This window comes from Halomonas qaidamensis, from assembly GCF_025917315.1.
GTDB lineage: Bacteria > Pseudomonadota > Gammaproteobacteria > Pseudomonadales > Halomonadaceae > Vreelandella > Vreelandella qaidamensis.
On sequence record NZ_CP080627.1, the window covers coordinates 3,130,870 to 3,157,266 of the forward strand.

The following is a 26,397-nucleotide window of genomic DNA, read 5'->3' on the forward strand; positions in this document are numbered from 1 at the left end:
GAATGGATCGCCAGGACGTGTTACAGCAACTTGTAAAACGCTATGCCCAGCAGCCTGAGCGTTTGAGTAAACAAGTGCGCCTAGAGCAAGCCCTGAGACAGGCGGTCTCCCAAGCGTGGCCGCACCAAACTCGCCTGCCATCACACCGGCAGTTGGCAGTAACGTTGGGTGTTGCTCGACACACGCTGTCTCGTGCCATTGCGTCGCTTATTGAAGAAGGCCTACTGACGACGTTTCATGGCAAAGGCACCTGGAGTTGTAAGAAAGAAGTGTCTGCCGCGCCAACACCGCCAAGTGTTAAGCTTTCGAAACGCGCTCAACAAGTGTTGCGCTGGCCAGGGGCGAGCACGGTGCAAAGCGGTGCCTTTGTGCCTGGCATACCGGACATCGCGCAGTTTCCAATGCGCAAGTGGCGTCAGCTTTATGCCAGCGTCACCGTGCCACAAAATGCTTTGCTGCTCTCTTACTCTACCGGCGGATATGGCCCGCTTAAGCGCGCAATCCGAGAGTTTCTGGCACGCTGGCGCAATATTCATTGTGATATTGAGCAAATCATTATCACCGACGGTACCCATAACGGCATTGAGCTATGCGCCATGGCATTAGCCGATGTAGGCGATACCGTGGCAATAGAGTCACCCTGCTACTGGGGGGCGCGCAACATATTCACTGCGGCCGGTCTTTCGATTGAGATGCTGCCTTGGTTTCCCGATAGCGGGCACGCTTTACCGCAGACAACCGATAATATTGCGCTTGCCTATTTGACCGGCTCACATCACTACCCGCTTAGCGTGCCTACAAACGCTACGCATAAGCAGCAGTTGTGTACTGCGCTATCGCCTACTTATGTGGTTGAAGATGACTACGAATTCACCCGAGACGATCACACTAACCTGCTGTTTGATCCAAACTCGGAACGCCATTTACTAGTAGGTTCGTTCTCTAAGATGATGTTTCCCGGCCTGCGGCTTGGCTACTTGGTAGTGCCACACCACTTGGCAGGCCCGATGAATCGCTTGCGCAGCGAGTTATTTCGCGAAGGCCGTATGCTTGAACAAGCGGTATTGGCACAGTTTATGTTTGATGGTGATTTAGATGCCTGGTGCCGCCGTATTCAGCGCGACTATTTAGGCCGCCAGCAGGTGCTTCATGACCAACTCAGCTCACTGCCCAAGGTAAGCAATGTGTCTCCCCCGACTAGCGCAATTAGCTTGTGCGTTGAGTTTGCACCAGGGGTTAATGATGTGGCACTTGCCCAAGCACTGCTCAAAGAACACTTCATTGTTCGTCCGCTAAGCACGGTATGCACTAAGACAGATCCACGCGTTGGCTTGGTAATGGGCGTGGGCATGCTATCAGGGGTAACATTAGTGCGTGAAGCACAGCGGCTGCGCCGCTGTTTAGAGTTACTGCTGCGTTAAGCGCAAGGTTTAGAAAGTATTAGTGGCACGCTTTAGGTCTATTGATAAAAGCGCAGCCGCAAAAACGTCTTCACTAGAACTCATTTATAAGAGCTTATTTATAAGAGCTTATTTATAAAAACTTATTCACAAGGATTTTGTCATGCGTCGCCCTGTTGATAATTCTATCGATAAGCGTTTTAGGGTCAGGTTCTCGTTACCCTTCACGGCACTCCGCCTATTGATAGCGCTGAGCGCCATACTCGTTGTTTCAGGCTGCGCAACCTTTGCTCCTAGCCCGCCTGAAGATCAGAGCAATATTTGTGAAATCTTTCGTGAGCAGCCGAGCTGGTATGACTATGCTCGGGAATCAGAAGAGAAATGGGGCACGCCTATTGCCACGCAGATGGCGTTTATTCAGCAGGAATCTTCATTTCGCAGCCATGTGCGCCCAGACCGCAAATATTACCTGGGCTTTATTCCCGGCCCCCGTCCTTCTTCAGCTAAAGGTTATGCCCAGGCCCAAGACCCAGTATGGGGAGAGTACCGTGACCAAGCAGGCAGTTTGATGGCACGGCGTACGCATATGAAGCACGCCACTGATTTTATTGGTTGGTATAATCGCCGTTCTCAGCAACAGGCGGGCATTTCGCTAAGTAATCCTGAACACCTTTATTACGCTTACCATGAAGGCGCAGGGGGTTATCAGCGAGGCTCCTACCGCAGTAAACCCCACGTACTGCGTGCAGGCAGCCAAGTGGCAGCCCGCGCTAACCGTTATCAAGCGCAGCTCAACGCTTGCGAAGCAGAGTTTCAGTGCCGCAAGTTTTATCAAGTCTGGCCGTTTTGTCGTAGTTAAGAGGCTCACTCATAGCACTACTAAGTGGCGTGTAAGTGACATGGCTAATAAGTGGCACGGCATTAGTAAGCGTTGTGTTTTTGACAACACTACTTTCTGGCGTGGTAATAGTTGGCATGGTGAAACAATAACGGTAGCCATGCCAATGATGTCAGAACGCCTTACCGGGCGTAGCGCAGCTAATTATCTTACAGGGAGCATCCCCAATGTTTCGGAAACGATGCGGAACGCTTGTCTTGAAATAATAAGACTCCCCCGGCCCTAAACGTCTAGCAGTGCTCCCAACAATAACTTCGATCTCGCCTTCTACTACAAAGCCAGCCTCTTCACCATAGTGAGTAATCATAGCCTGGCCAGTGTCAGCGCCCGGCAAATATTGTTCGACCATAAACGCCAATGCACGGTTGGGCCGATTTGCTCCGACCAGCTTGAAGGAAATATCACCGGATGCGATATCAACCAAGTCATCCGCCGAATAGAAAATCTGCTCCTGGCTATCAAGATCCATCGTAAAAAAATCACCAACGCTCATAGAGAAAGCGTTTAGGATTTTCTTCAGAGAACTGACTGATGGGCTAACTTTTCCTTGCTCTATAAGCGAAAGGCTTGAGTGAGTGACCCCACACAGCTTTGCCAGTTCACGCTGCGAAATTCCTCGCTGTTTGCGCAAGGAGCGCAAGCTCGCACCCACGTCATCCGACATGCCTTTTTCACTCCCTATTAATAAGTGAATTAATTTAAATCAGTGAATTACGTTGACGGTTTATTGACGGGCACATAATAGCGCAAAAAAAACCCCACGGCTGTGGGGCAATCTCTCAATTAACGTGGTGTTTTGAAAAATAGGTATCTTAATCAGCCTCAGCCATCATACTCCGCTCAGGCGCTACGGGCACCGGCCAACCCTGCGTCGTTACCCGCCGTTTGAGGGTCGTCTTCATAGGCGATACGGAAGCCGGTAAAACCATAAAGAAGAGCAAACATCGGACTCAGCAACGCCAGAAAGGCGTAGGGCGCATAGCTAAAGGCACTGACCCCAAGCGTGGCAAACATAAAGGCACCGCAGGTATTCCAGGGCACCAATGGTGATGTCATGGTGCCTGCATCTTCTACCGTGCGAGACAGGTTTTTCAGCTTGAGCGAACGGCGCCTGTACTCGTTGGCATACATACGGGCAGGCAGAATAATACTCAGATACTGATCGCAACCCACGACGTTAGCGGCCATTGATGTTGCTACCGTTGTAGCAATCAGGCTGCCAGTAGTCTTAGCCAGTTTAAGCAGACTCTCAACAATCGTGCGAAAGAACCCTGCCGACTCAAGAATTCCGCCAAAGCTCATCGCGATAATGATTAGCGAAACCGTCCACATCATGGCGCTGACACCGCCGTTGGTCAGCAGCTCGTCTACCGTCACGTTTCCAGTATCGACCGCGTAGCCTTCCACAAAAATAGTGAAGCTATCGCCTAAAGGCACGTCCTGAACCACAATCGCGCAGACAATCCCCATCAATGAGCCTACAGAAAGCGCAGGAATGGCGGGTACTTTCTTAATCATCATCACGATAACCGCCGCTGGTACCAGCAGCAGCCAGGGGCTGATGATAAACAACTCATTGAGACTCTGCTGCAACTCGGCTACTTGTGTTGCGCCATCACCAGAAGGCGTCATGTTCAAGCCGATGATAGTATAAAGCACCAAAGCAACTGCTAGCGCAGGGACCGTGGTGTAAAGCATATAGCGAATGTGTTCAAACAGATCAACGCCAACCACACCTGGCGCCATATTGGTGGTTTCAGAAAGCGGAGAAATTTTGTCGCCAAAATAAACGCCTGAGATCACGGCTCCCGCGACCATTGCGGGATTAAGGCCTAGCCCTTCACCAACGCCCATTAAGGCGATACCAATAGTCCCGGCCGCCGTCCAGGCATTTCCCCCAGCCAACGATACTAAACAGCAGATTAAGCACGCCGCGACCAAGAAGTAATCTGGCGCCAGAATGCTCAGGCCGTAATAGATCATCGTGGGCACAATCCCACCAGCAATCCAGTAGCCAATAATCGTGCCGATAATAATCAGAATGACAATTGCCTGAGTCGTCAGGCCAATAGAGCGCATGATACCCGCTTCAAGTTGTTTCCAGCGGCTACCCGTCGCAATAGCCACCACCGTCGCCACAATCGCACTTAAAAACAGTGGCAGGTGCGGATCTGTCTCGAAGTAGCCAATAAATACGCCCAATGATGCCGCCATAAACACAATCGGTATCATGGTCGCTTTTAAACTTGGCCGCGGTGTTTCCTGATCGTCCTTAGCAGTAGTGTCGGTCGACATAATGTCCTCACTCAGCATTTGCTTGTTGTTGGTGTTGGTAGCGATATAGCCGCGTAAAAAACCGTTTTGCAGGTCCGCTAGGACCATCGCAAAGCGTGTTATTACATGTTTGATAAGGTGTTTAGGCACAGGGGAGCCGTTACCAGGTGCCACCGCTTGAACGGCAGCGCCTGGCGCTGTAGGTAACTCAACGTAATGTCTTCAATGGCGGTTCGCTCGTCACGAACCGCAATGTTTAGGGGCTAAGCGACATCCACACTGTTTTCACTTCACAGTATTTCTCTTGCGCGTGAAGCGATTTATCGCGCCCATTGCCGGACTGCTTAACGCCACCGAAGGGAACAGTCTGATCGATACCAGCCCAGTTATTCACATATACCTGGCCAGATTGCAGACGCCGAGAGACCCGCATGATGCGGTCAATATCTTGGCTCCAAACTCCAGCAGCAAGGCCGTAGTCGCTGTCATTAGCCAGCGCAATCGCTTGCTCTTCGCTGTCGAAACCAAACACACTCAGCACAGGGCCAAATATTTCTTCGCGGCCAATGCGCATCTCGGGAGTTACATCATCGAAGACTGTAGGCGGCAGGAAATACCCATTGGAACCGCTAGGTTCGCCGCCTAGCCTCAGGGTAGCGCCTTCATTTTCACCTTGGCGTATATACTCCAGTACGCGTTGGTACTGCGCTTCATCCACCATGGCGCCCATGAAGCTAGCTGGATCGAGCGGGTCTCCAGGTTGCATATGCTCAGCAGCTTTCACCACGCGGGCCACAAAGTCTTTGCGAATACTGTTTTCCACCAACAGGCGTGAACCAGCAATACAGACTTCGCCTTGGTTGTGGAAAATAGCTTCCGCAGCGCTTTTAGCGACGGCATCAAGGTGTTGGCAGTCGGCGAAAACGATGTTGGGGCTTTTGCCGCCACACTCCAGAAACACGCGTTTCAGGTTGGATTGTCCCGCGTACTGCATCAGCTGTTTGCCCACGCCGGTGGAGCCTGTAAATGCAAGACCATCGACCTGCATTGAAAGCGCCAAAGCCTTGCCCACCGTATGGCCGTAACCTGGCAGCACCTGAAAGACGCCATCGGGAATACCCGCTTCCTTGGCAAGATGTGCCAAGCGCAGCGCTGACAAAGGTGATTTTTCCGACGGTTTGAGAATGACGCTGTTGCCCGCCGCCAGAGCCGGTGCAATCTTCCACGACGTCATCATTAGTGGGAAATTCCACGGCACAATGGCAGCGATAACGCCCATTGGCTCGCGCAGTACCAACCCTAGCGCGCGATCTCCAGTAGGTGCCACTTCACCGTAAAGCTTGTCGATACATTCCGCCTGATAGCGCAGGCAGGCAACAGTGCCTGCCAAATCCCCTAGCGAGCTGGAAATCGGCTTACCCATATCCAACGTATCTAACAGCGCCAATTCATCGCGGTGGGCCTCTACCAGCTCGGCTAGACGCAGTAGCACCCGCTTGCGCTTACTTGGGTGGCAACGTGACCAGACACCACTTTCAAAGGTTGCACGGGCTGCTTGCGTCGCAAGCTCAGCATCTTGAGCATCGCAGCTGGCCACCTCTGCAAGAACATGCCCGGTGGCAGGGTTAATGCTGGTCAGCGTGCTGCCATCGACGGCAGCGACAAACTCACCATTAATGAAGGCGCGCGTTTCAAAGCTCAACGATGAAGCTTTTGATTGCCAGTCGGCGAGGGTTTTCGGTGTATCTGCCGCCATTATGCACTCTCCATAGGGTGTGTTATCGCCAGCTTTTCAGCGGTTTTATCCAACGCCAAACGCGCCTTGCTGACTAATTCATCGATTTCATCGCAGGTAATAGTGAGCGGCGGAGAGATCACCATCGTATCGCCCACTGAACGCATCACCAGGCCACTTTCAAAGCACAAATCACGACACAGATTGCCCGCAGAAAGAGACTTATCGAAGCGTTCGCCGGTACTCTTGTCGGCGACTATTTCTAGTGCACCAATCAAGCCTAACGAACGGGCTTCACCCACCAACGGATGCTCAGCCAGTTCCTGCCAACGCTTAGCCAGATAGGGTCCCAATTCATCGCGGACTTTCTCGACTACCCGTTCACTTTCCAGCAATTCGAGGTTTTTAAGCGCAACAGCCGCACACACAGGGTGGCCGGAATAAGTAAAGCCGTGGAAGAACTCACCGCCGTCTTCGATCAGCGTATCGGCTACGCGATCTCCCACCAGCACCGCGCCAATGGGCAGATAGCCCGACGACAACCCTTTGGCAATCGGCATCAGGTCAGGTTTTAACCCATAGTGAGTACTGCCAAACCACTCGCCTAAACGTCCGAAGCCGCAAATGACTTCATCGGCAATCAACAGAATGTCGTACTTGGCCAACACCTCTTTCACCGCAGGCCAATAGCTGTCCGGCGGAATGATCGCACCGCCTGCGCCCTGCACCGGCTCAGCAATAAAAGCCGCCACTTTGTCTTCACCTAACGCCAGAATTTGCTCTTCCAACGCTTGGGCACACTGCTTGCCAAAGGATTCCTGGCTCATGTCGCGCCCTTCACCAAACCAGTAAGGCTGGCAAATATGGGTAATCCCCGGCACACATGGACCGCCTTGATCATGCATCGGCGCCATCCCGCCAAGGCTCATGCCTGCGACAGTAGAGCCGTGATAACCATTTTCACGCGAGATAACCCATTGCTTTTCCGGCTTGCCCTTAATCGCCCAATAGCGTCGTATCATGCGCAGCACGGTATCGTTGGCTTCAGACCCGGACCCCGTGAAGAACACATGATTGATATGCTCGGGTGCCAGCTCACTCAGCTTTGCGGCCAGCTTCACTGCCGGTGGGTGGGTGGTTTTAAAGAAGTTGTTGTAATACGGCAGCTGCTGCATCTGCTCGGTGGCGGCGTCAACCAACTCCTGACGCCCGTAACCGAGATTGACGCACCAAAGACCCGCCATACCATCAAGAATACGACTGCCCTGGCTGTCGTAAATGTATACCCCATCGGCATGGGTGATAATTCGGCTACCCTCTTCGCCAAGTGATTTAAAATCAGTGAATGGATGAAGGTGATGTTGGCGATCCAGCGTCTGATAGTCCTGGGTCTGCATAGGTCAGTTCCTGTTCAAGTCGTTGCAACAAGCGTTCAGCTAGCAGCAAGCTGGGCGGCGCGTTGGGTACGATGCTGACGGCAGGCCGCCGCAAACCCCTGAAACAGTGCGTCATAGAAAGGATGTTCTTTAGGACGCCACTCCGGATGCCACTGAACAGCCAGGGCGAACGCAGCAGCGTCGCGTACGGAAATCGCTTCAACTAACCCATCAGGCGCCCAGGCTTCTGCCTCAAGGCCCGCTGCAAGCTGATTAATCCCCTGCTGATGAAGTGAGTTCACCTCAGCCTGCTCGCTGCTATAGAGCGCTGCCAAGGCACCACCCGGGCGGATGCTTACCGTATGAGAGGGAGCATAGTGGCCCGCCACATCGTCAGCGGGCGGCTCACGATGATCGAGCATGCCTGGTAGCGTTTGAACTGCCTGATGAAGCGTGCCCCCAAAGGCGACATTCATTTCCTGAAAGCCGCGACAAATGCCAAACAGAGGCAACGCCTGACGTAGCGCCTCATGCACCCAGCAAAGCGCCGCTTCATCGCGCCGAGCATCAGCGCGGGTATTCTCTTGGGCGCGTTCAGCACCATAGCGGTCAGGAGCAACGTTGGTATAACTGCCGGTTAGCAGCAAGCCATCCAGACTACTCAACAGAGCGACGGCCTGCTCAGTACGCTGCTCGGGTGTCAACATATCAGCGGCTAACACAGGAAGAATCACCGGCGTGATGTCGTACTGGTAGAGTGCCTCCAGATATTTATCGGTCACTATCTGCGCAGGATGGCCTTCCACTTCTCGGCAGCAGGCGATAACACCCACCAGTGGGCGTCGGAAATGCGTTGCTTGCATAGTCAAACCACTTTGTCAGTTGTTATGTTTTATTCAACAGTCACTTCAACATAGCGTGGCTTGTTTTATTTTCCAATAGCAAAATAGAATTTTTATGAAAAAACACCACAATTATCTGATAAACAAGCAATTAAAAAATAAAATTAACAATTCCTAAATTAAAACCACTATTTTTTGTTATTAAATAATTGACACAGGCGACTGTCGACGCAAGGATACTGTTAGCAGAAACACAACTAAAACGGCATAAAAATAAGGTACAACGTATGTCCTCTGCCAATAATTCAGATGTTCAAAACGTAGCCTCGGACTTTCTTGACAGTCACCCAGACATCACCAGCATTGACCTGTTAATCAGTGATCTTAATGGCGTTATTCGTGGTAAACGCATTCCTAGCGACAACCTTGGCAAAGTGTTTGAAAAAGGCATTTATTTGCCTGCTTCGGTATTTGCGTTGGACATCAATGGCAACACCGTGGAAGAGACAGGCCTGGGACTTTCCAGCGGCGACGGCGACCGCGTATGTCGCGCCATTCCCGGCACGCTCAACCCGGTCACCTGGATGAATAACAACCAGTATGGCCAGCTATTAATGACCATGGAGGAGATGGATGGCTCGCCGTTTTTTGCTGATCCACGCCAGATTCTGCGGCGCATTCTTGAGCAGTTCTCCGACCGAGGATTAACCCCCGTTGTTGCTCTCGAACTAGAGTTTTATCTGGTTGATCGTTTACGCGACGAAGAAAACTTGATTCAGCCACCGCAATCTCCTTGCAGCGGCGAGCGCGCCACTCAAAGCCAGCTTTATTCGGTGTTGGAGTTAGACGAGTATGCTGAATTTATCAATGACTTGCAGAGTGCCGCCCAGGCGCAAGGCTTGCCGCTGGATACTGTATTAAAAGAGTGTGCACCCGGCCAGTTTGAAGCCAACCTGATTCACACAGATGATGCGTTAAGCGCCTGCGACCACTCGGTACTACTCAAACGACTGATCAAAGGCGTTGCATTAAAGCACGGCTTTGAAGCTACCTTTATGGCCAAGCCTTACGGCTTAGAAGCGGGTAGCGGCACCCATGTTCACGTCAGCCTGGTAGATAGCAACGGACATAATATCTTTGCCGAAAACGGCGACGAACCGCTGGAGAGCTCCGCACTGCAACACGCGGTAGGAGGGCTGCTGGAACTGATGCCAGACTCCATGGCACTGCTGGCCCCCAACCTCAATTCGTTCCGCCGTTTTCAGGAAGGACTCTATGTGCCCATGGCACCTACCTGGGGGTACGACAACCGCTCTGTGGCAATACGCGTCCCCGCAGGTCCTAAAGAAGCGCGGCGCATAGAACACCGCGTGGCGGGTGCCGATGTTAATCCCTATCTGTTACTGGCCACCGTGCTAGCCTCTATTCACCATGGCCTAACTCAACAGATTGCACCTGCGGAGCCAATCATCGGCAACGCCTATGACCAAGTCGCGCCTCAGCTGACTAACAGCTGGACACAAGCACTACACCTGTTGAATAACAACCGCGTACTTGGCGAACAGCTTGGCGAAGACTTTATTGAAGTGTTCATTGCCAACCGCCAAGCAGAGCGCGCCGAAACCATGCGCGAAGTTAGCGCCATGGAGTATGACTGGTACTTACGACACGTATGATTTGGTAGGCAACTAATAAATAGCTAATAGAAAAGAGAGAGGTCCTCGCCTCTCTCTATGTGCTTTTTATAGGTGCTTTTTTTAATAAGCACGCTTTTAAACCCTCCCCCTCTACGCCTTTTCACCTGCTTTACCGTGCTATCTCATTTAATCTAAAAACGGGGTGACGAATATCTCCGTCACCCCGTTGCCAAGAAAGTGGTTCGCTCTAGAGCGCTAAACTGCCAGCCGATCACGCATGGCGTAGAACCACGCCCCCATCGCGGAAAGCGGGACACGTAACAACCGCCCACCAGGCATTGGTAAGTGGGAAATTTGTGCAAAAGCTTCAAAGCGCGTCTCTTCACCGCTGATCGTTTCTGCCACTAACTTGCCAGCCAGATGAGAGCACGTTACCCCGTGACCAGAGTACCCCTGGGCGTAGTAAACGTTGCTATTAATGCGGCCGAACTGCGGCAGGCGATTAAGTGTCAGCAAAAAGTTACCACTCCAGGCGTAATCGACGCGGACATCGCCAAGTTCTGGGAAGGTAGACAGCATTTTCGGCCGAATAGCGGCCTCAATACTAGCGGACGCCTGCCCGCCATAGTTCACCCCACCGCCATACAGCAAGCGGTTATCGGCGGTCAGGCGATAGTAATCCAAGAGGTAATTGCAATCCTCTACCGCTTTATCGTTAGGCAGTAACCGTGCAGCTAGCGCTTCAGACAGCGGCTCAGTGGTAATGATCTGGGTGCCACACGGCATCGCCTTGCTTTCCAGCTTGGGCAGCAACCCTTGCAAATAAGCATTGCCAGCCATGACAACTCGTTGAGCGGTCACGCGGCCTTTGGGCGTATGCAGCATTACCGGCTCACCGTGCTCCACGCGCGTCACGGGGGAGTGCTCAAAAACCTTGCCACCCAACGACTCCAACGCTGCTGCCTGCCCCAGCACTAAGTTGAGCGGATGCAGGTGTCCACCAGAATGATCCACCAACGCTCCCACATAACGGTCGCTGCCTATTTCTCGTTTGACCTCTTCACCTTCCAACAGCTCCAGTTGCTGATGGCCGTAACGCTCCCACAAGGCTTTTTGCTCTTTCAGGCCTTCCCACTGTTTCTTGTTACAGGCGGCAAACAAATTGCCTTCTTTTAGGTCGCAGTTGATCTGATACTTTTCAATGCGCTGACGGATAATCTGGTTTCCCTCAAAGGCCATCGCACCCAGCGCTCGGGCAGTTTCAGCGCCGTTTTGTTTCTCGATAACATCCATATCACGGCTATAGCTGTTAACGATCTGGCCACCGTTGCGCCCAGACGCCCCAAAGCCAATCGCCACGCTTTCCAGCACCACTACACGGTGGCCGCGCTCTGCCAAATGTAGAGCTGCAGAAACACCCGTAAACCCAGCCCCGACGACGCAGACATCACACTCAATGTCCCCTTCCAGCATAGGCCTTTGAGAAGTGGAGTTTGACGATGCCGCGTAGTAAGACGCTACATGACCAGAAGACGCTTGAGGTTGCATTTGCCACCTTCCTTTTGTTGATTATTTTAACCAATCTGATCATATAGACCGGCGTACTAATGCGCAAGCAACAGCATAAAATGGGGATATAGAAGGTAACCGCACCTTTTACCACAAAATAAATGTTATTAAAAAAGCAACAGCTGGGTATAAAACACACGACCATTACACTGAAAATAGGCACCACCTGTTTTATGCATCGCCTCATTGAGGGCGAGATGTCGTGCTATCTGTTGGTATCTTATTAAAGGGCATGATTGAGTCGCGGCTCGCCGTTATCGCTAGCGTTGATAACCTCAGCGGCGTAACGCTAGCGCATCTGCTTATACTCACCATAGCCGCCACCGGAGACCGCTATGGATTATCAACACTACCGCACCGCCCTTGCCGAGACGCTCGCCCAAAGTGAGTTGCCCTTTGCGCCTTCCGAATACCAAACGCGCCTAGACAAGGTGCGCTATGCCATGGCCCAGCGCGGGCTGGATGCACTGCTGCTCACCGACCCTGCCGACATTAACTACTTAACCGGCTATCACACTTTTGAGGTATCAGTACACGCCTGCTTAGTGTGCACACCTACACAGCTGGTGTTGCAGGTGGCCTCTATCGAAACAGGGGCGGCCGTGGTCACGGCGCGTGTTGATGAAATCATTGGTTACCGATGGGAAAGCCTGGATGAGATCATCACGCCGCTTGCGGACTTACTCACGCCTTGCGAGCAAATTGGCATCGACGGCTGGAGCAGCGGTTTACGTGTAGGCGTGATGGACGCGCTGGCCCGCTCGGTGGGTAAAGAGCGCTTCTGCGAAGCAGGTGATCTGCTCGATACGATTCGCATTGTTAAAAGTAGCGCCGAGCTTGAAATGCTCAGCGAGAGTGCGCGCATTACCGCCGCGGGCTTAGAGGCAGCGATGGCCGCTATTCGCCCAGGCATGACCGATAACGATATTGCGGCCATCGGTGCTAAAGCACTGCTAGAAAACGGTAGCGAGTTCATGAGTTTGCAGCCTATCGTGACCAGCGGGCACCGCATCGGCGTGATTCACGTTAACCATAAGCGTCGCGTAATCCAGCCCAATGAACCGATATTTTTAGAATTTGGTGCTGCTTACCAGCGCTATACCGCCCCAATGATGCGCACGGCGGTGACAGGTAAGCCTAACGCTGAATTAACCGCCACCCGCGATTTGTGCCGCTCGCTGTTCGAGACGCTGTGCAGCCACATGAAACCAGGCAACACCTTTGATAATGCCGCGAGGGCAGCGGATGCCCTGCTGGCTCCCACCCGTGACCAGCTGTTTTTCTCGGGGGTATTTGGCTACGCCGTAGGCGCACAATTCCCCCCTAGCTGGGTGGAAGGCACCGGCTATATCGCCCAAGGCCTACATCGCCCCTTCGAAGAAAACATGGTCTTCCACTTACCGCTTTGCCTACGCGTTCCGGGCCAGTGGGGGGTAGGGTTAAGCGATACCGTGGTGGTTACCCAACACGGCGCTGAGCCACTGACCAACAACGATTGGCAGCTCTATCAGGCAACCGATCAATAACGAATAGATCATCGCGCTAATAACCTAAGATTGACAGTATGATTAACCAGCGTTATTGTCACCAAAAATGCAAATGAGAACTACTATCTTTTCATAGATGCTTTCATCTGAGGTGACAATCAGTGGAGGTAACGACAAGCTCTGTTAGTAAGCCCTGATAGTAAGCTCTGTTAGTAAGCCCTGATAGTAAGTTCTGTTAGTAAGCCTCGATAGCAAGTTCGATCAGTCATTACTAAAAGTAAGCTCTATGGATAAGTGCCATGACTAGTGAGCAACGCCAGCTTCGCCAAACGTTGATTTTTTTACGCACCTCTTTTGAAGCAGTGCAGCACTCGATTGCCGGCCGGTTAGACGACCCCCTGCCCTGCTGGCTAGACACCAGCATGCTCACCCTGATGTCGCGGGAATTAGCCCGCTGCAGCCAGCAAGCCAAACCGCTCTTCCCGCCACTTGTCACCGAGCAAGTGTTTATCGCCTCTCAGCAGTGCGACTTGCTCCTCAAGCAGTGCCCTGGCGTACTAAGCAGCGCTGTTTGTTACCGTCAGCTAAGTGCGATTATGCTGGCGCTAACCAACGCGATTGAACAAACCGACACGCCAGCCAAGCGCCGCTGGCCTTGGCAGCGACGCTTTTAAATGGTTGGTTCGTTAGAATGTTTCCCACTCGTCAGCAACAAGCTCAGCTTTTTGAGTAGGTGCTTGATAGCTAGAAACAGGTTGCTTACTCACGCTTGCTGATTTTTGTGGCATCGGTAGCTGATAGCCCTCCGCCACTTTAAAATAGGCAACTGCGTTCGCAAGGTCTTGCGCCTGCTCTCCCAACGAGGCCGATGCAGTGGCCGTTTGCTCAACCAGTGAGGCGTTTTGCTGAGTGACATCATCCATCTGGTTAATCGCAATGCTCATTTGATCAATGGCTGAGGTCTGCTCATCAGATGCTCGGCTTACGTCCTCCATAAGGTCCGACACTTTACCGATATTTACCACTATCTGTGCCATTGACTCCCCAACGGCTTTCACCAGATTGCTTCCCTGCTCAACCACGCTGTTATTGTCGGTGATCAAGTCTTGAATTTGTTTGGCTGCGTCCGCGCTGCGCTGCGCCAGGCTTCTCACTTCTTGAGCAACCACCGCAAAGCCCCGCCCCTGCTCTCCAGCACGGGCTGCTTCTACCGAGGCATTCAACGCCAAAATATTGGTCTGAAAGGCAATACCGTCGATTAAAGCCACAATACCGCTAATTTTTTCTGAACTGTGATTGAGTTCATCCATTTTATTGACGGCTTCTTTGACTTTTTCGCCACCATAGCTCGCTGAGCGGCTAGCGGTGTGTGCAAGCGCGTTCGCTTCGCCAGTGTGCTGGGTATTATTTTTTACCGTCGCAGCCACCTGTTCCATACTTGCGGCAGTCTCTTGAAGGCTAGATGCCTGCTCTTCAGTACGCTGTGACAGGTCAATATTGCCCGACGAAATTTGACTTGAAGCGCTCGAGATGGCGCCCGCTGAGGCCTGAATACTACCGATAAGTCCTTGCAGCTTGCCTTGCATATCGCCTAGTTCATCAAGCATATCGCCGATTTCATCGCGGTGGGCATGGTGAATTTTTTGCGTTAGGTCGCCTTCTGCCATCGCATGAAAATGACGACGCGCTTGTACCAGCGGCTGCAAGATACGTTGAATTAGCAGCCAGCTAAGAATACCCGCCAGGATAACAGCGACCAGTAGGGCACCGATCATTAAGTTCCTCATCGTTGCCGCGCGTGATACTGCATTTTCATAGCCCGCCTGAGCCTCGCGCTCTTCCTGTGCAATGAGTTCATTTAACGTGGCGTGCATTTGACGATAGGCAGGTAACGCTTGGGTGAAGGCCATCTCATTGGCCTCTTCGTAGTTACCGACTGAGTAAAGAGGCATCGTGGGAGCTACCGTCACTAAAAGCTGCTGATAACTCTCGCGGAAACGCGCCGCGAGCGCTTCTGTTTCGGCAGACATTTCATTAGACGAGTACGCATGCCATATAGCATCGATCTGCGAGATATTTTGAATAATATTATCCATATGCATCTGCACAGAGTGATCGTGAAGCGTACTGACTGACAGCACCGGGTCATGCTGCCCCGAAAGTGACAACTCCATAATCATATCTTTAGAGTGGTCATTAAGCTGAGCAATGCGTTGGGTATCACGTAAATTTTCTTGATAAATCGTATCCACAGCGCGATTAGAGGAAGCCATTCCGCTAAAGCCCATTGCGCTAATACCTAACATGAGTATTAGCATTACGATAACCATCAAGATCAGGCGTTTTTTAATTGTCATTCGCAACATAATAGCTCTCGGCGCATTAGCGCATGGCGGTTTGGTTTAACAGTTCAACAACACACTCATTTTACTCTTTAACTTTTTTTAACAAAATTCACGTAATTGACACGCATCAAGCAAATGGCGCTTTTATCTACAAATGTTGCAGCTCTGTGATGTAACGAATGCCCCTGGCGGCCTAACGGCATCTATATCACTGCTTAGCAGTTTATAGTAAACTGGTCTATTCTCTTCATCTCGATCTAATTGACCGTTTCCAAAAGGAGTTTGCCCATGGCGTATGAAACGCTCTTCACCCCTATTCAGTTAGGCAGTTTATCGATTCCGAACCGCGTGATCATGGCGCCCCTAACACGCTCACGCACCCCAGACAGCGTTCCAGGCAAGATGCAGGAAGCCTATTACGGCCAACGAGCAGGGGCTGGGCTGATTATTAGTGAAGCCACCAATATTTCCCCTACTGCCAAGGGTTATGTGTATACACCAGGCATCTGGACAGATGATCAAGAAGCTGGCTGGAAGGGTGTGGTGAATGCAGTACATGCCAAAGGCGGCCGTATCGCGCTGCAGCTGTGGCACGTTGGGCGCGTGTCCCATGAAATGGTGCAACCGAATGGCCAACAGCCTGTTGCCCCTAGTGCATTAAAAGGGGAAGGCGCTCAGTGCTTTGTTGAGTTTGAAGACGGCACTGCTGGCCAGCACCCTACCAGTACGCCCCGTGCACTGGAAACCGATGAGATCCCAGGCATTGTCGATGACTACCGCCAAGCGGCCGTTCGCGCCAAACGCGCAGGCTTCGATATGGTTGAAGTGCATGCAGCCAATGCTTACTTGCTTAACCAGTTTTTGGCCACCGGCACCAATCAGCGTACCGACCAATATGGCGGCTCGTTGGAGAATCGCGCACGCTTTCCATTGGAAGTCGTCGATGCGGTGATTGAGGTATTTGGCGCAGCACGTGTTGGCATTCGCCTGACGCCGTTTATCGAACTGTTCGGCCTGACCGATGATGAGCCTGAAGCCATGGCTTTCTATCTTGCGGAGCAACTGTCCAAACGCGGCTTAGCCTATCTGCACTTAAATGAGCCTAACTGGATTGGTGGCGACATCACCTTCCCTGACGGCTTTCGGGAACAAATGCGCGAACGCTTTAACGGCTGCCTGATCTACTGCGGCAACTACGACGCTGCTCACGCAGAAGCTCGCATTAGCGAAAAAACTGCTGATGCGGTGGCCTTTGGCCGTCCTTATATCGCCAACCCAGACTTGCCAGAACGCTTCCGAGTGAACGCGCCACTTACCGAACCGAACCCCGAAACGTTCTACGGTGGTGACGAAAAAGGCTATACCGATTATCCATTTATGGATAACGGCTACGATCGTATTGACTAAAGAGCTTGCCCAACAACATGCCATAAGAATGAAAAGCACCACTTAAGTGGTGCTTTTTTTTGTCTGCGCCTGCCCAAACGCTGCTAGGCTATTGATTCTGGCGTTTTAACCTACAGGTGAGTCATGCTCGGTTCGCTGTTCGCTCTGCTCGTGTCGCTCCTGCTTGTTGGCCTTACTGCCACCACGGGGGCGCGTTTTCGTCCTGATGACTGGTACCGCGAACTGCGCAAACCCAGCTGGACGCCACCTGACATCGCCTTCCCTATCGCCTGGGGCATTCTTTATCTATTGATGGCCATTGCGGCATGGCGCATTTATATGGCCGATGACTCACCCTTACGCACGGCAGGCTTGATAGTTTATGGCCTTCAACTGTTGGTTAATGCGGCGTGGTCATGGTTATTCTTTGGCCGAAAGCAGATCACCACAGCGCTGGCAGATATCGTGCTCCTGTTGGGATTAATTACACTAGCCATTGTGCTATTTGCTAATGTGAGCCTGTTGGCGGCTTGGTTAATGGTGCCTTACTGGCTTTGGGTGGCGCTTGCGTTGACGCTTAATACGTCTATTCTACGGTTAAATCACAGGGCCTAAACGCCCATCGACAGGGTTTATCACATGGATGTCACTTCGCTTCCTTTTCTACTCGCTGTTGCCTCATTAGTCTTAGGCTTGTTGGCAGCTGCCATTTTTGTGTATGTGGTGGTACCTAGAAGACGCCGCGCTAAAGCAAAGGCCGCCACGCCGCCGACAACGCCCAAAGCCGAACCACAATCTCCCCCGCCTGAACCAGAGGCCCCAGCTCCTGCTGCGCGTAAAGAGAAAGTAAAACAACACTCCCTTTTTGTGATTTTTGCCCACCCCGATGCCACCACAGACGAACGTTTGGCCGAGTGGTTGCGGGGAAAAGAAGCCACCTATGACCCAGTTAAGAAAATTTATCTTATCAGCGGCAAGCAGCCTTCCAACCCAGTCACTATCGCTAACGCCTTTCCGCCTGGTGAGATGCCCGACCTACTGCGCGGGGAAACCCACGAACCCATTCGTGGGGTTAGCCTGCTAGTAAAACCGCCGCTGCATAAACGCCGTAATCAGCAAATGTACGTTTATGTCGAACTCGCCAAAGAACTACACGAGACCTTTAGCGGCGATTTACTGGATGTCGACCGGGAACCTGCCACGGAAACGACCTACACACAGATTATTGGCTAACCTGTTTAGCGATTAAACCACGCCTTGGCTACGCAGGTAGTCATCATAGCTACCGCTAAAGTCGACAAGCCCCTCGGGCTGCATATCGATAATGCGCGTGGCCAATGACGAAACAAACTCGCGGTCGTGGCTTACAAATATCAGCGTGCCTGGATAGTTCTCCAGCGCCAAGTTCAGCGCCTCAATCGATTCCATATCCAGGTGGTTGGTCGGCTCATCCATCAACAAAACGTTGGGGTTAGTGAGCGTTAGCTTGCCAAACAGCATACGACCCTGCTCACCACCTGAAATCACCCTGACAGATTTATTAATGTCGTCGCTGGAAAACAGCATCCGCCCCAACGCACCGCGCACCACCTGCTCGCCGCCTTTGGTCCATTGACTCATCCACTCGAAGAGCGTGGCATCAACAGGAAAGTCATCGGTGTGATCTTGAGCAAAAATGCCAACTTCCGCGGCATCAGTCCATTTCACTTCACCGGCATCGGGGTGCAAGTCACCCGCCAGGGTTTTCAGCAGGGTGGTTTTACCTATGCCGTTGGGGCCGATAATGGCTATCCGCTCACCCGCTTCGACGGTCATCGAGAAACGCTCAAAGAGCGGCTTCTCATCGTCGTAGCCTTTAGTGATCGCATCAACGTTCACCGCATTGCGGTGGATCTTTTTATTCTGATCGAAGCGGATAAACGGGCTAACCCGGCTTGAAGGCTTGATATCTTCCAGCTTGATTTTGTCGATCTGGCGCGCCCGTGAAGTGGCTTGTTTGGCTTTAGAGGCGTTGGCCGAGAAGCGGCTAACAAACTGCTGAAGCTCGGCAATTTGGGCTTTTTTCTTGGCATTATCCGAATGCTGGCGCTCGCGGGCAGCGGTGGCAGCGGTCATGTAGTCGTCGTAGTTGCCAGGGAACAGGGTAATCTCCCCGTAATCCAGGTCCGCCATGTGCGTGCACACACTATTCAGGAAGTGACGGTCGTGAGAAATAATCACCATGGTACTGCTGCGCGCTTTAAGGATATCTTCCAGCCAGCGGATCGTATTGATATCCAGGTGGTTAGTCGGTTCGTCGAGCAGCAGTACATCCGGGTCGGAAAACAGCGCCTGGGCGAGCAGCACGCGCAGCTTCCAGCCGGGAGCAACTTCGCTCATCGGGCCGGTATGCTGTTCAATGGGAATACCTAGCCCTAGCAGTAGCTCTCCGGCGCGAGACTCAGCGGTATAGCCGTCAAGCTCGGCAAAGCGCACTTCAAGATCAGCCACCGCCATGCCATCTGCTTCACTCATTTCTGCCAACGAATAGATCCGCTCGCGCTCGGCGGCTACTTTCCAGAGTTCAACGTTACCCATGATAACGGTGTCGATGACCCGCTCGTTCTCATAGGCAAACTGATCCTGACGCAGTTTACCCAGCCGCGTGCTGCTATCAAGCATGACCTGACCGGACGAAGGCTCAAGCTCGCCACCCAAAATTTTCATAAAGGTGGATTTACCGCAACCATTGGCGCCAATCAAACCGTAGCGATTGCCGTTATTAAATTTGACGGAAACATTTTCAAACAGGGGCTTGGCCCCAAACTGCATGGTGATATTGGCGGTTGCGATCAAGATGTGAGCCCTGGTTAACAGTGTAATTGCGCGTTCAAAGGCCCGCGATTCTACGCGCCTTTGAGCAGCGTTACACCTCCCCTCTAGCGGGCATTCCCTAACTTAGCCGGCAGCTCAAGTAGAAAGCGTTCACCATCAAGCGCTTGGCGCAATCGCGTGCTGAGTATATCGACAATGCCAGCGTGTTCGCCCACCAGCGCTGTGGTTGTCACGCTCAACCCTGGGTTGCGCTGTGCAGCGGCGGCGCAAATCTCAGCGATATCGCCACCTTCACCCGCATGACGCCCAGGCGAGAGAAACAGCATCGCTAAAATCACCGAGCCTATTTGAAACTCCGGCGTATCCAGCAAATGTTCCAACAACGGCTCGTTAAAGCGATATTCGTCACCATCACGGCGCTCCATGGAAGCCGCTGCTACGCAGCTAACGTCATCTCCCAGTAGCACGCTTAACTGCCCAGCTAAGCGATTGCGCACGGCTGTCACGTCAGGAATCGGGCTACCGTGATCCACCAGGGCTACGTGTGGCGTCGTTCCCGCCTGGCGCTTGTCGCGGACATTGTCAGCCAGCAGCTTGGCTAAACGCAGGTCGTTATTGCCCCGTTCATCTACCAACGGCTGGGCCACACGAACGCTCACTTGAGGAAACCGCGCCTGCAGTGCTGCCATGCGCTCTGGCAGGTAGCCCGTCAGAGCCTTGCTTGGCCCAAAGAAGAATGGCAGCACAATGATCTCTGTCGCCCCCTGCTCGGCGCTTCGCTCAGCCGCTGGGCCTAGGGTAATCGCGGGGATACCGTCGACCTCTTCAGGAGGAATTTTATTGGAGTGCAGCAAAGAAGCCGCCTGCACGGTTTCTCCTAGCTGTTGGCTGAGCGCAAACGCTACACGGCGCAAGCTATGGGTTGCCTGGGGCCGTAATGAGCCGTTATCGACGAGAAAAATCGCGCGCATGTCGGTATTCCTATCGGTGTTAGTTGCTGGTTTTTAAACTTACAAGCTAAGAAGTAAGCACATCCGCTGCTGCGCGATGCAGCTGGGCGTGACGTTGTGCCAGTGCGATGATATTGCGGTCATAGCCGCCGCCAATCACTGCCGCCACGGGAATATCTGCATCACGACAGCAGCGAAGCACATAATGGTCGCGGGCATACAGGCCGTCGCTGCTAAGCGCTAAATAGCCCAGCCGATCCTCTTGGTGGACATCAACGCCCGCGTCATACAGCACTACATCTGGCTGATAAGCTGCCAGAATCCCTGGCAACCGGGACGCAAGCTCGGCCAAATAAGCGTCATCACTCATACCATCAGGCAGCGCAATATCTAGGTCGCTTGAGGCCTTGCGCGCTGGAAAATTACCCGCGGCGTGCATGGAAAACGTAAATACCCCAGGCACCCCGGTAAACAATCGGGCAGTACCATCGCCTTGATGAACATCGCAATCAACGATCAGTACCCGCTCAGCCCAACCACAGGCCAACGCCTGGGCCGCCGCCACCGCCAGGTCGTTAATTAGGCAGTAACCGCTGGCAGCATCGGCATGGGCATGGTGAGTGCCGCCTGCCGAATTACAGGCAACGCCATTGGTCAGCGCCGCTTCAAGCGTGAGCAGCGTGCCGCCGGTTTCTAGCCTCACTCTTTCGACTAATTCAGGTGACCACGTAAAGCCGCTACGCCGTTGAGCGGCACGATCTAAAGTGCCCTGTATTAGCGCGTTTAGGTAATCGTGGGTATGCACCCGGGCAAGGGTGTTGATAGGCGCTGGTTCAGGCATTAGCCACTCAACGGGGCAAGCCAACGGCTGTTCGCCAAGCAGTTGCCTGAGCACCCGAAATTTTTCCATCGGAAAGGGGTGGTTGACTGGTAAATTAATCGTATAACCCGGATGATGCACGATCGTTAACGCCATGTGTGCGTTGCCACTTTGTTAATTAATATTGATTTGGCATAGATGCCTTATGTTGCTTGATACCACCGCCCTAAACCAGCAAAGAAACTTCTTCGATGGCCATGCCGATATCTGGCTTTTTGGTTACGGTTCGCTGATCTGGAAGGCCGACTTTGCTTACCTAGAACGTCAGCCTGCCTATATTACTGGCTGGGCACGACGCTTTTGGCAAGGCTCCCACGACCACCGTGGCACGCCTGATTCGCCGGGTCGCGTTGCGACGCTAATTCGTGCCCAAGGGGCTGTCTGCCATGGCATGGCGTATCGCATTACTCCTGATGTGTTGGCACCACTGGATGTACGTGAAAAGAACGGCTACCTGCGTGAAAAAGTGCCGCTGACTTTTCTAGGGCAACCAGATAAGGCACCACCGCCCCAAGCAACTGCTGAAGGGCTAATCTACTTAGCTACCGACGACAATCCCGCTTTTTTAGGCGATGCACCACTAACCGACATCGCCCAACAGATCGCCCAGGCCCATGGACCAAGTGGTTCTAATAAAGCTTACTTGTTAAACCTGGCCCAAGCGCTGCGCGAATTGGGTATCGATGATGCCCATGTTTACTCATTGGAAGAGCAGGTGCGCCGTTTATGAACCACCCATCAACACCCTCTTTAACACTCTCTTCAGCACACCCCACCACCTCGGCAATCGCCCCTTCTAGCCTGATATTGGCCGTGGTAGCGGCCGTTGGGATGGCCACAATTGGCGTTATTTCTCGGATTACCGAGCTAAATGCCGAAAGTATTACTTTTTACCGGCTGAGCTTGGGGGCAGCATTTTTGTTGATCTATCTGGTGCTGACAAAACGCCACGTTATGCTGAAAGCGCTGCCGGGACGGCACGTGGTGATCAGTGGTGTATTACTAGCGGCGTTTATACTGTTTTACGTTCAAGCCATGAACTATACCCAAATGGCCAACGCTATTTTGATGGTGTATCTTGCGCCGATTTTTGCCGCCATTGTGGCTCATCTGCTGTTCTCTGAGCGCCTAACACTCACGCAGGTGGGACTTATTGGGTTAGCCCTATTTGGGTTTGCCATGATGCAGGAGTTTCGCCTTAATCTAGACAACCGCCAAGACGTGATCGGTATGGGCTTTGGCTTAGCCGCTATGTTTGCCTACAGCGGCTTTATTCTGATGAACCGTCGTTTACCAAGCCGTCTGGATGACCGTGCCTGCGCATTTTGGCAGTTGCTGGTCGGTGCGCTGGTTATCCTGCCGTTTGCTTTGTGGCAGCCTGAGGGGCTCACTGCCGCAGCATGGCAGTGGCCTTGGCTCTTAGTGGCTGGCTTCGTGCCTGGATTCTTGGCGCTGCTGTGTGCCGTCATGGCGATAAGCCGCTTACCCACCGCGCTATACGGCACACTGGCCTACTGCGAGCCGGTAGCGGTAGTGATTTTCGGTTGGAGCCTATTTGGGGAGGCGCTATCGCCGCTGCAGCTAAGCGGCTGCGCGCTGATTATTGCCTGCGGCATAGCGCAAGCCTGGATGGGTGGGCGGCGGCCTAGACCATTAGCCACGACAGGATAAACACCGCTAGCACAATGCGCACGATGGCTCCCAACAGGGAGCCCCGTAGTAATGCTCGGATACCTCGCCACAACAACCACAAGCCAATTACCAATACCAATAGACTGAAGAACGACGCATTGATACCCAAAGAGCGAGTAAGACCGTCGATAAAGTCGTCAAACGCGCCAAAAAAATTGGTGAAAAAGCCCAGTAAAAATTCCACCATCACGCGAATAGCGTCGCCAATGGCTTCGCCTGTACCGTCAAAAAATCCGTTTGCCTGCATGGGTCTCGTCCATCGCTAAAAAAGTTGTCGGTATTGTCAGTGAAAACATAGCCGTTGCAAAGCATACCGACAAAGCAGCCTGTTCCTCCCTTTCGCGCCTCATCCTTTAACGCCCTATCCTTTTAAACCCTATCCTTTTAAACCCTATGCTTATTACGTCCACCCTTAAGACGTTTACCCTATTTCACTTTCACGGCAAACACGTTAAAACGTCAACAATGCAGTAGCGGGAGAGACTGGTGCCTGCCACCAGCGCCGAAGGAGCAACGACCCCGGAAACTCTCAGGCCAACGGACCGCTACTGCCTATTTAAAAATACGTTCCGAAGAGCGGTTGATGACTGCGTCACTCAGCCCACCGAAGGAGCAAGCGCCTCAATTGATGCGTGAATCTCTCAGGTTCCATGACGGAAGGGGTACGCCTAGCCATTTGTATGCTGGGGGTATCGCCCGACGCTCATACAATCTGGAGAGTATCATGCAACGCATTGCTGTTATTGGCGGTGGAATCACCGGTATTACAAGCGCTTATGCCCTAGCAAAGCGTGGTTTTGACGTCACTGTTTTTGAAAAACACCGCTATGCGGCAATGGAAACCTCCTTTGCCAACGGCGGGCAGCTCTCAGCGTCGAATGCAGAAGTGTGGAACCACTGGCCGACAGTCATTAAAGGCCTGCGCTGGATGCTGAAAAACGACGCACCGCTGCTAGTTAACCCCCGCCCTAGCTGGCATAAACTCAGCTGGTTCGCCGAATTTATCGCCGCTATCCCCCGTTATGCTGACAACACCACAGAAACCACTCGGTTAGCCATTGCTGCCCGAGAACATCTCTTTCAGTGGGCGAAAGACGAGCAGATTGAGTTCGATCTTAAGCAACAGGGCATTTTGCACATCTACCGTGACAAAGCCGGTTTTGATCACGCAGCGCGGGTATCCCAGCTGCTAGCGAAAGGTGGCCTTGAGCGACGTGCAGTGACCCCAGACGAAATGCGCGCCATCGAGCCTACACTTGCGGGCAGCTACCATGGCGGTTTCTATACCGAAAGCGACGCCACTGGCGATATCCACAAGTACACCAATGGCTTGGCACGCGCTGCAGCCAAGCGCGGCGTACAGCTGAATTACGGCCACCATATCGATGATATCGGCGCAGACGAGAACGGGGCATGGGTGAGTGCTACGGTCGACAATGAAACAACACGCCAGAGCTTCGATAGCGTGGTGGTTTGCGCAGGTACTGGCAGCCGCGCCATTGCCGCTAAACTTGGCGACCGGGTCAATATCTATCCAGTAAAGGGTTATTCTATTACCGTGCAGCTAGATGACGAAGCTTCTCAGCAAGCTGCGCCAACGGTCAGCCTGCTAGATGATGAAACCAAGTTGGTGACTAGCCGACTAGGAAATGACCGCTTCCGCGTGGCGGGTACCGCAGAGTTTAACGGCGCGAATCGCGATATACGCAATGACCGTATTCAGCCGCTGGTTCGCTGGGTAGAAGAGTGCTTCCCAGGTGTGAGCACCCAGCGTGTCGTGCCCTGGGCAGGCCTACGCCCGATGCTACCTAATATGCTACCCAAGGTTGGGCCTGGCCGCTTACCCACGGTGTTCTATAACACCGGACACGGCCATTTAGGCTGGACACTTTCTGCGGTTACCGCCGAAATGCTGGCAGATGCAGTGGATACTTCTCAAGCAGCTTCACTCGCCGCTACGCGTTAACGGTATTTATTAGCTGGCACTGTCTAAACAAAAGCTAAAAGCATTATCAGGGATGGTTATTAAAAACAGCCCATGGAAATAGCCCCTGAAAAACGATTCTTAGCAACCGCTACGAACAACTCCCGTTAAAAAAAGGGGCCACAAGCCCCTTACTTGCCAGAGGTTAGTCTTGCCAGAGGGTTAATAGACTACCGCATCTCGCCCTTTTTCTTTCGCTTGATAAAGGGCGTTATCCGCCCGTTTCATCACGCTCTGCTGGGATTCATCAGGCGTTACTTCAACTACACCTAAGCTAACTGTCACACTACCGATCGAGGGAAATTGCGCTTTTCGTATGCAGCAGCGTATTTTATCGGCCAACTTTACCGCCTGTTTTAGCGATGTTTCAGGGGCTAAAATCATAAACTCTTCACCACCCCAACGTGCGCAGTAATCGGCAGCGCGTAAGTTATCTTCTAACAGCTTGGCAAGCGCAGCCAAGACTTGATCACCAACGTCATGGCCCTGGTTATCATTAATTAACTTAAAATGGTCGATATCAAGCATGATTAGCGAAAAAGGGCGCACATAACGATTAAAACGCCCTATTTCATGCTTTAGCAAATAGTCAAAACGTGACCGATTAATTAGTCCGGTTAACATATCCGTCGTTGCTAAGCATTTTAGCTCGGCTTCTTTCTCAACACGCTTAGAAATATCACGCTGAACAAGTATTAAGACATTATCAGTATAACCAGGCACATTCATGGCGGTGATGCGCCATTCAATAACACTGCCCCCCGCCACATTGGGCGTGCGTTTGCCATCGTCAAGACCTGATATCGAACAGCCTACGCTTAATTCGCCACTATTTAATGCATTATGCAGTCGGCTAAGAAGCCGCTGATTTTTGGCTTCGTGATGAACAATTTTTGGAGCTGAGCCAAGCCATTGGTGACGACTTCCTCCCCAAAACTGAACGTACTCGTCACTCACATCCAAAATGCGGATACCGTCGCCATTGGGTTGTCGGCTTAACACGGCAGTCGCTTGGCTACTTGGTTCGCTAATTGCAAGCAGAACGTTCTTCCCTGTTTCCAACATAATCGTTTCTTCCAATGAATGTTAGCGTGGGGCTGTCTCATCCCAGAAACGAGCCGTTTATCC

23 protein-coding genes and 2 riboswitches are annotated in these 26,397 nt (G+C 52.5%); of the genes, 11 read left to right on the forward strand and 12 right to left on the reverse strand.

All coding sequences use genetic code 11. The annotated features are described in order from the left end of the window. The first annotated feature begins 2 nt into the window (after positions 1 to 2). Positions 3 to 1,421 (forward strand): aminotransferase-like domain-containing protein, encoded by a 1,419-nt coding sequence (locus K1Y77_RS14085; protein ID WP_264429081.1) that lies wholly within the window; start codon positions 3 to 5, stop codon positions 1,419 to 1,421. 142 nt (positions 1,422 to 1,563) lie between these two features. Next, positions 1,564 to 2,259 (forward strand): transglycosylase SLT domain-containing protein, encoded by a 696-nt coding sequence (locus K1Y77_RS14090; protein ID WP_264017603.1) that lies wholly within the window; start codon positions 1,564 to 1,566, stop codon positions 2,257 to 2,259. A gap of 151 nt (positions 2,260 to 2,410) precedes the next feature. Here K1Y77_RS14090 and K1Y77_RS14095 read toward each other — a convergent pair whose 3' ends face one another. The 5 genes from K1Y77_RS14095 to K1Y77_RS14115 form a co-directional block, all read right to left on the reverse strand. Further along, positions 2,411 to 2,962: a cupin domain-containing protein gene (locus tag K1Y77_RS14095; protein ID WP_030070421.1), complete on the reverse strand. Its 552-nt coding sequence runs from the start codon at positions 2,960 to 2,962 to the stop codon at positions 2,411 to 2,413. A 176-nt stretch (positions 2,963 to 3,138) separates the two neighbouring features. Then, positions 3,139 to 4,680: a Na+/H+ antiporter NhaC gene (gene nhaC / locus K1Y77_RS14100; protein WP_264429083.1), complete on the reverse strand. Its 1,542-nt coding sequence runs from the start codon at positions 4,678 to 4,680 to the stop codon at positions 3,139 to 3,141. 148 nt (positions 4,681 to 4,828) lie between these two features. Further along, entirely contained in the window at positions 4,829 to 6,328 is a 1,500-nt protein-coding gene (locus K1Y77_RS14105) for an aldehyde dehydrogenase (protein WP_264429085.1), read from the reverse strand. Next, complete coding sequence (locus tag K1Y77_RS14110) at positions 6,328 to 7,704, reverse strand: aspartate aminotransferase family protein (protein ID WP_264429087.1); 1,377 nt, start codon at positions 7,702 to 7,704, stop codon at positions 6,328 to 6,330. Before K1Y77_RS14110 ends, K1Y77_RS14105 begins: the two co-directional genes overlap by 1 nt. Before the next feature lie 35 nt (positions 7,705 to 7,739). Next, positions 7,740 to 8,546 (reverse strand): gamma-glutamyl-gamma-aminobutyrate hydrolase family protein, encoded by an 807-nt coding sequence (locus K1Y77_RS14115; protein ID WP_264429089.1) that lies wholly within the window; start codon positions 8,544 to 8,546, stop codon positions 7,740 to 7,742. Between the two features lie 266 nt (positions 8,547 to 8,812). On the opposite strand from K1Y77_RS14115, the gene K1Y77_RS14120 reads away from it, so the two are divergent. Next, on the forward strand, positions 8,813 to 10,201 hold the full coding sequence (locus K1Y77_RS14120; RefSeq protein WP_030070426.1) for a glutamine synthetase family protein: 1,389 nt from the start codon (positions 8,813 to 8,815) through the stop codon (positions 10,199 to 10,201). Positions 10,202 to 10,417: 216 nt separating this feature from the next. On the opposite strand, the gene K1Y77_RS14125 is transcribed toward K1Y77_RS14120, so the two are convergent. Continuing rightward, the gene (locus tag K1Y77_RS14125) at positions 10,418 to 11,710 is read right to left on the reverse strand and encodes an NAD(P)/FAD-dependent oxidoreductase (protein WP_264429091.1); all 1,293 of its coding nucleotides are present in this window, start codon (positions 11,708 to 11,710) and stop codon (positions 10,418 to 10,420) included. A gap of 356 nt (positions 11,711 to 12,066) precedes the next feature. Between K1Y77_RS14125 and K1Y77_RS14130 the strand changes: the two genes are divergently transcribed. Together K1Y77_RS14130 and K1Y77_RS14135 are read left to right on the forward strand one after the other, a co-directional pair. Next, entirely contained in the window at positions 12,067 to 13,257 is a 1,191-nt protein-coding gene (locus K1Y77_RS14130) for a M24 family metallopeptidase (protein ID WP_264429093.1), read from the forward strand. A 260-nt stretch (positions 13,258 to 13,517) separates the two neighbouring features. Further along, entirely contained in the window at positions 13,518 to 13,892 is a 375-nt protein-coding gene (locus K1Y77_RS14135) for a hypothetical protein (protein WP_030070586.1), read from the forward strand. A gap of 12 nt (positions 13,893 to 13,904) precedes the next feature. On the opposite strand, the gene K1Y77_RS14140 is transcribed toward K1Y77_RS14135, so the two are convergent. Then, positions 13,905 to 15,584 carry a methyl-accepting chemotaxis protein gene (locus tag K1Y77_RS14140; protein ID WP_030070587.1) on the reverse strand — a complete coding sequence of 560 codons (1,680 nt, stop codon included), beginning with the start codon at positions 15,582 to 15,584 and terminating at the stop codon, positions 13,905 to 13,907. A 267-nt stretch (positions 15,585 to 15,851) separates the two neighbouring features. Between K1Y77_RS14140 and K1Y77_RS14145 the strand changes: the two genes are divergently transcribed. The 3 genes from K1Y77_RS14145 to K1Y77_RS14155 all read left to right on the forward strand — a co-directional run bounded on the left by K1Y77_RS14145 (position 15,852) and on the right by K1Y77_RS14155 (position 18,182). Further along, a complete protein-coding gene (locus tag K1Y77_RS14145) occupies positions 15,852 to 16,970 on the forward strand; it encodes an alkene reductase (protein ID WP_264429097.1) in 1,119 nt (372 codons plus the stop codon). A gap of 123 nt (positions 16,971 to 17,093) precedes the next feature. Beyond that, positions 17,094 to 17,564, forward strand: coding sequence for a TspO/MBR family protein (locus tag K1Y77_RS14150; protein ID WP_264017595.1), 471 nt, complete (start codon positions 17,094 to 17,096; stop codon positions 17,562 to 17,564). 24 nt (positions 17,565 to 17,588) lie between these two features. Continuing rightward, the gene (locus K1Y77_RS14155) at positions 17,589 to 18,182 is read left to right on the forward strand and encodes a cell division protein ZipA C-terminal FtsZ-binding domain-containing protein (RefSeq protein WP_264017594.1); all 594 of its coding nucleotides are present in this window, start codon (positions 17,589 to 17,591) and stop codon (positions 18,180 to 18,182) included. 12 nt (positions 18,183 to 18,194) lie between these two features. Here K1Y77_RS14155 and K1Y77_RS14160 read toward each other — a convergent pair whose 3' ends face one another. The 3 genes from K1Y77_RS14160 to K1Y77_RS14170 all read right to left on the reverse strand — a co-directional run bounded on the left by K1Y77_RS14160 (position 18,195) and on the right by K1Y77_RS14170 (position 21,689). Continuing rightward, entirely contained in the window at positions 18,195 to 19,784 is a 1,590-nt protein-coding gene (locus tag K1Y77_RS14160) for an ABC-F family ATPase (protein ID WP_264429099.1), read from the reverse strand. Between the two features lie 83 nt (positions 19,785 to 19,867). Next, the gene (locus K1Y77_RS14165) at positions 19,868 to 20,734 is read right to left on the reverse strand and encodes a sirohydrochlorin chelatase (RefSeq protein WP_264429101.1); all 867 of its coding nucleotides are present in this window, start codon (positions 20,732 to 20,734) and stop codon (positions 19,868 to 19,870) included. 46 nt (positions 20,735 to 20,780) lie between these two features. After that, entirely contained in the window at positions 20,781 to 21,689 is a 909-nt protein-coding gene (locus tag K1Y77_RS14170) for a histone deacetylase family protein (protein WP_264429103.1), read from the reverse strand. A 49-nt stretch (positions 21,690 to 21,738) separates the two neighbouring features. Here K1Y77_RS14170 and K1Y77_RS14175 point away from each other — a divergent pair, with 49 nt between their 5' ends. Further along, entirely contained in the window at positions 21,739 to 22,323 is a 585-nt protein-coding gene (locus K1Y77_RS14175) for a gamma-glutamylcyclotransferase (protein ID WP_264429105.1), read from the forward strand. Next, positions 22,320 to 23,264 carry a DMT family transporter gene (locus tag K1Y77_RS14180; RefSeq protein WP_264429106.1) on the forward strand — a complete coding sequence of 315 codons (945 nt, stop codon included), beginning with the start codon at positions 22,320 to 22,322 and terminating at the stop codon, positions 23,262 to 23,264. The genes K1Y77_RS14175 and K1Y77_RS14180 overlap by 4 nt, the downstream gene beginning before the upstream one ends. Here the strand turns inward: K1Y77_RS14180 and K1Y77_RS14185 are convergent. Then, complete coding sequence (locus K1Y77_RS14185; RefSeq protein WP_030070605.1) at positions 23,239 to 23,532, reverse strand: hypothetical protein; 294 nt, start codon at positions 23,530 to 23,532, stop codon at positions 23,239 to 23,241. The two genes, K1Y77_RS14180 and K1Y77_RS14185, sit on opposite strands and share 26 nt — an antisense overlap. 217 nt (positions 23,533 to 23,749) lie before the next feature. After that, positions 23,750 to 23,840, forward strand: a riboswitch (glycine riboswitch). A gap of 4 nt (positions 23,841 to 23,844) precedes the next feature. After that, positions 23,845 to 23,952, forward strand: a riboswitch (glycine riboswitch). Between the two features lie 57 nt (positions 23,953 to 24,009). On the opposite strand from K1Y77_RS14185, the gene K1Y77_RS14190 reads away from it, so the two are divergent. Beyond that, positions 24,010 to 25,251 (forward strand): D-amino acid dehydrogenase, encoded by a 1,242-nt coding sequence (locus K1Y77_RS14190; protein WP_264429109.1) that lies wholly within the window; start codon positions 24,010 to 24,012, stop codon positions 25,249 to 25,251. A gap of 180 nt (positions 25,252 to 25,431) precedes the next feature. Here the strand turns inward: K1Y77_RS14190 and K1Y77_RS14195 are convergent, their stop codons facing one another. Beyond that, positions 25,432 to 26,334, reverse strand: coding sequence for a sensor domain-containing diguanylate cyclase (locus K1Y77_RS14195; RefSeq protein ID WP_264429111.1), 903 nt, complete (start codon positions 26,332 to 26,334; stop codon positions 25,432 to 25,434). Between the last annotated feature and the right edge of the window lie 63 nt (positions 26,335 to 26,397).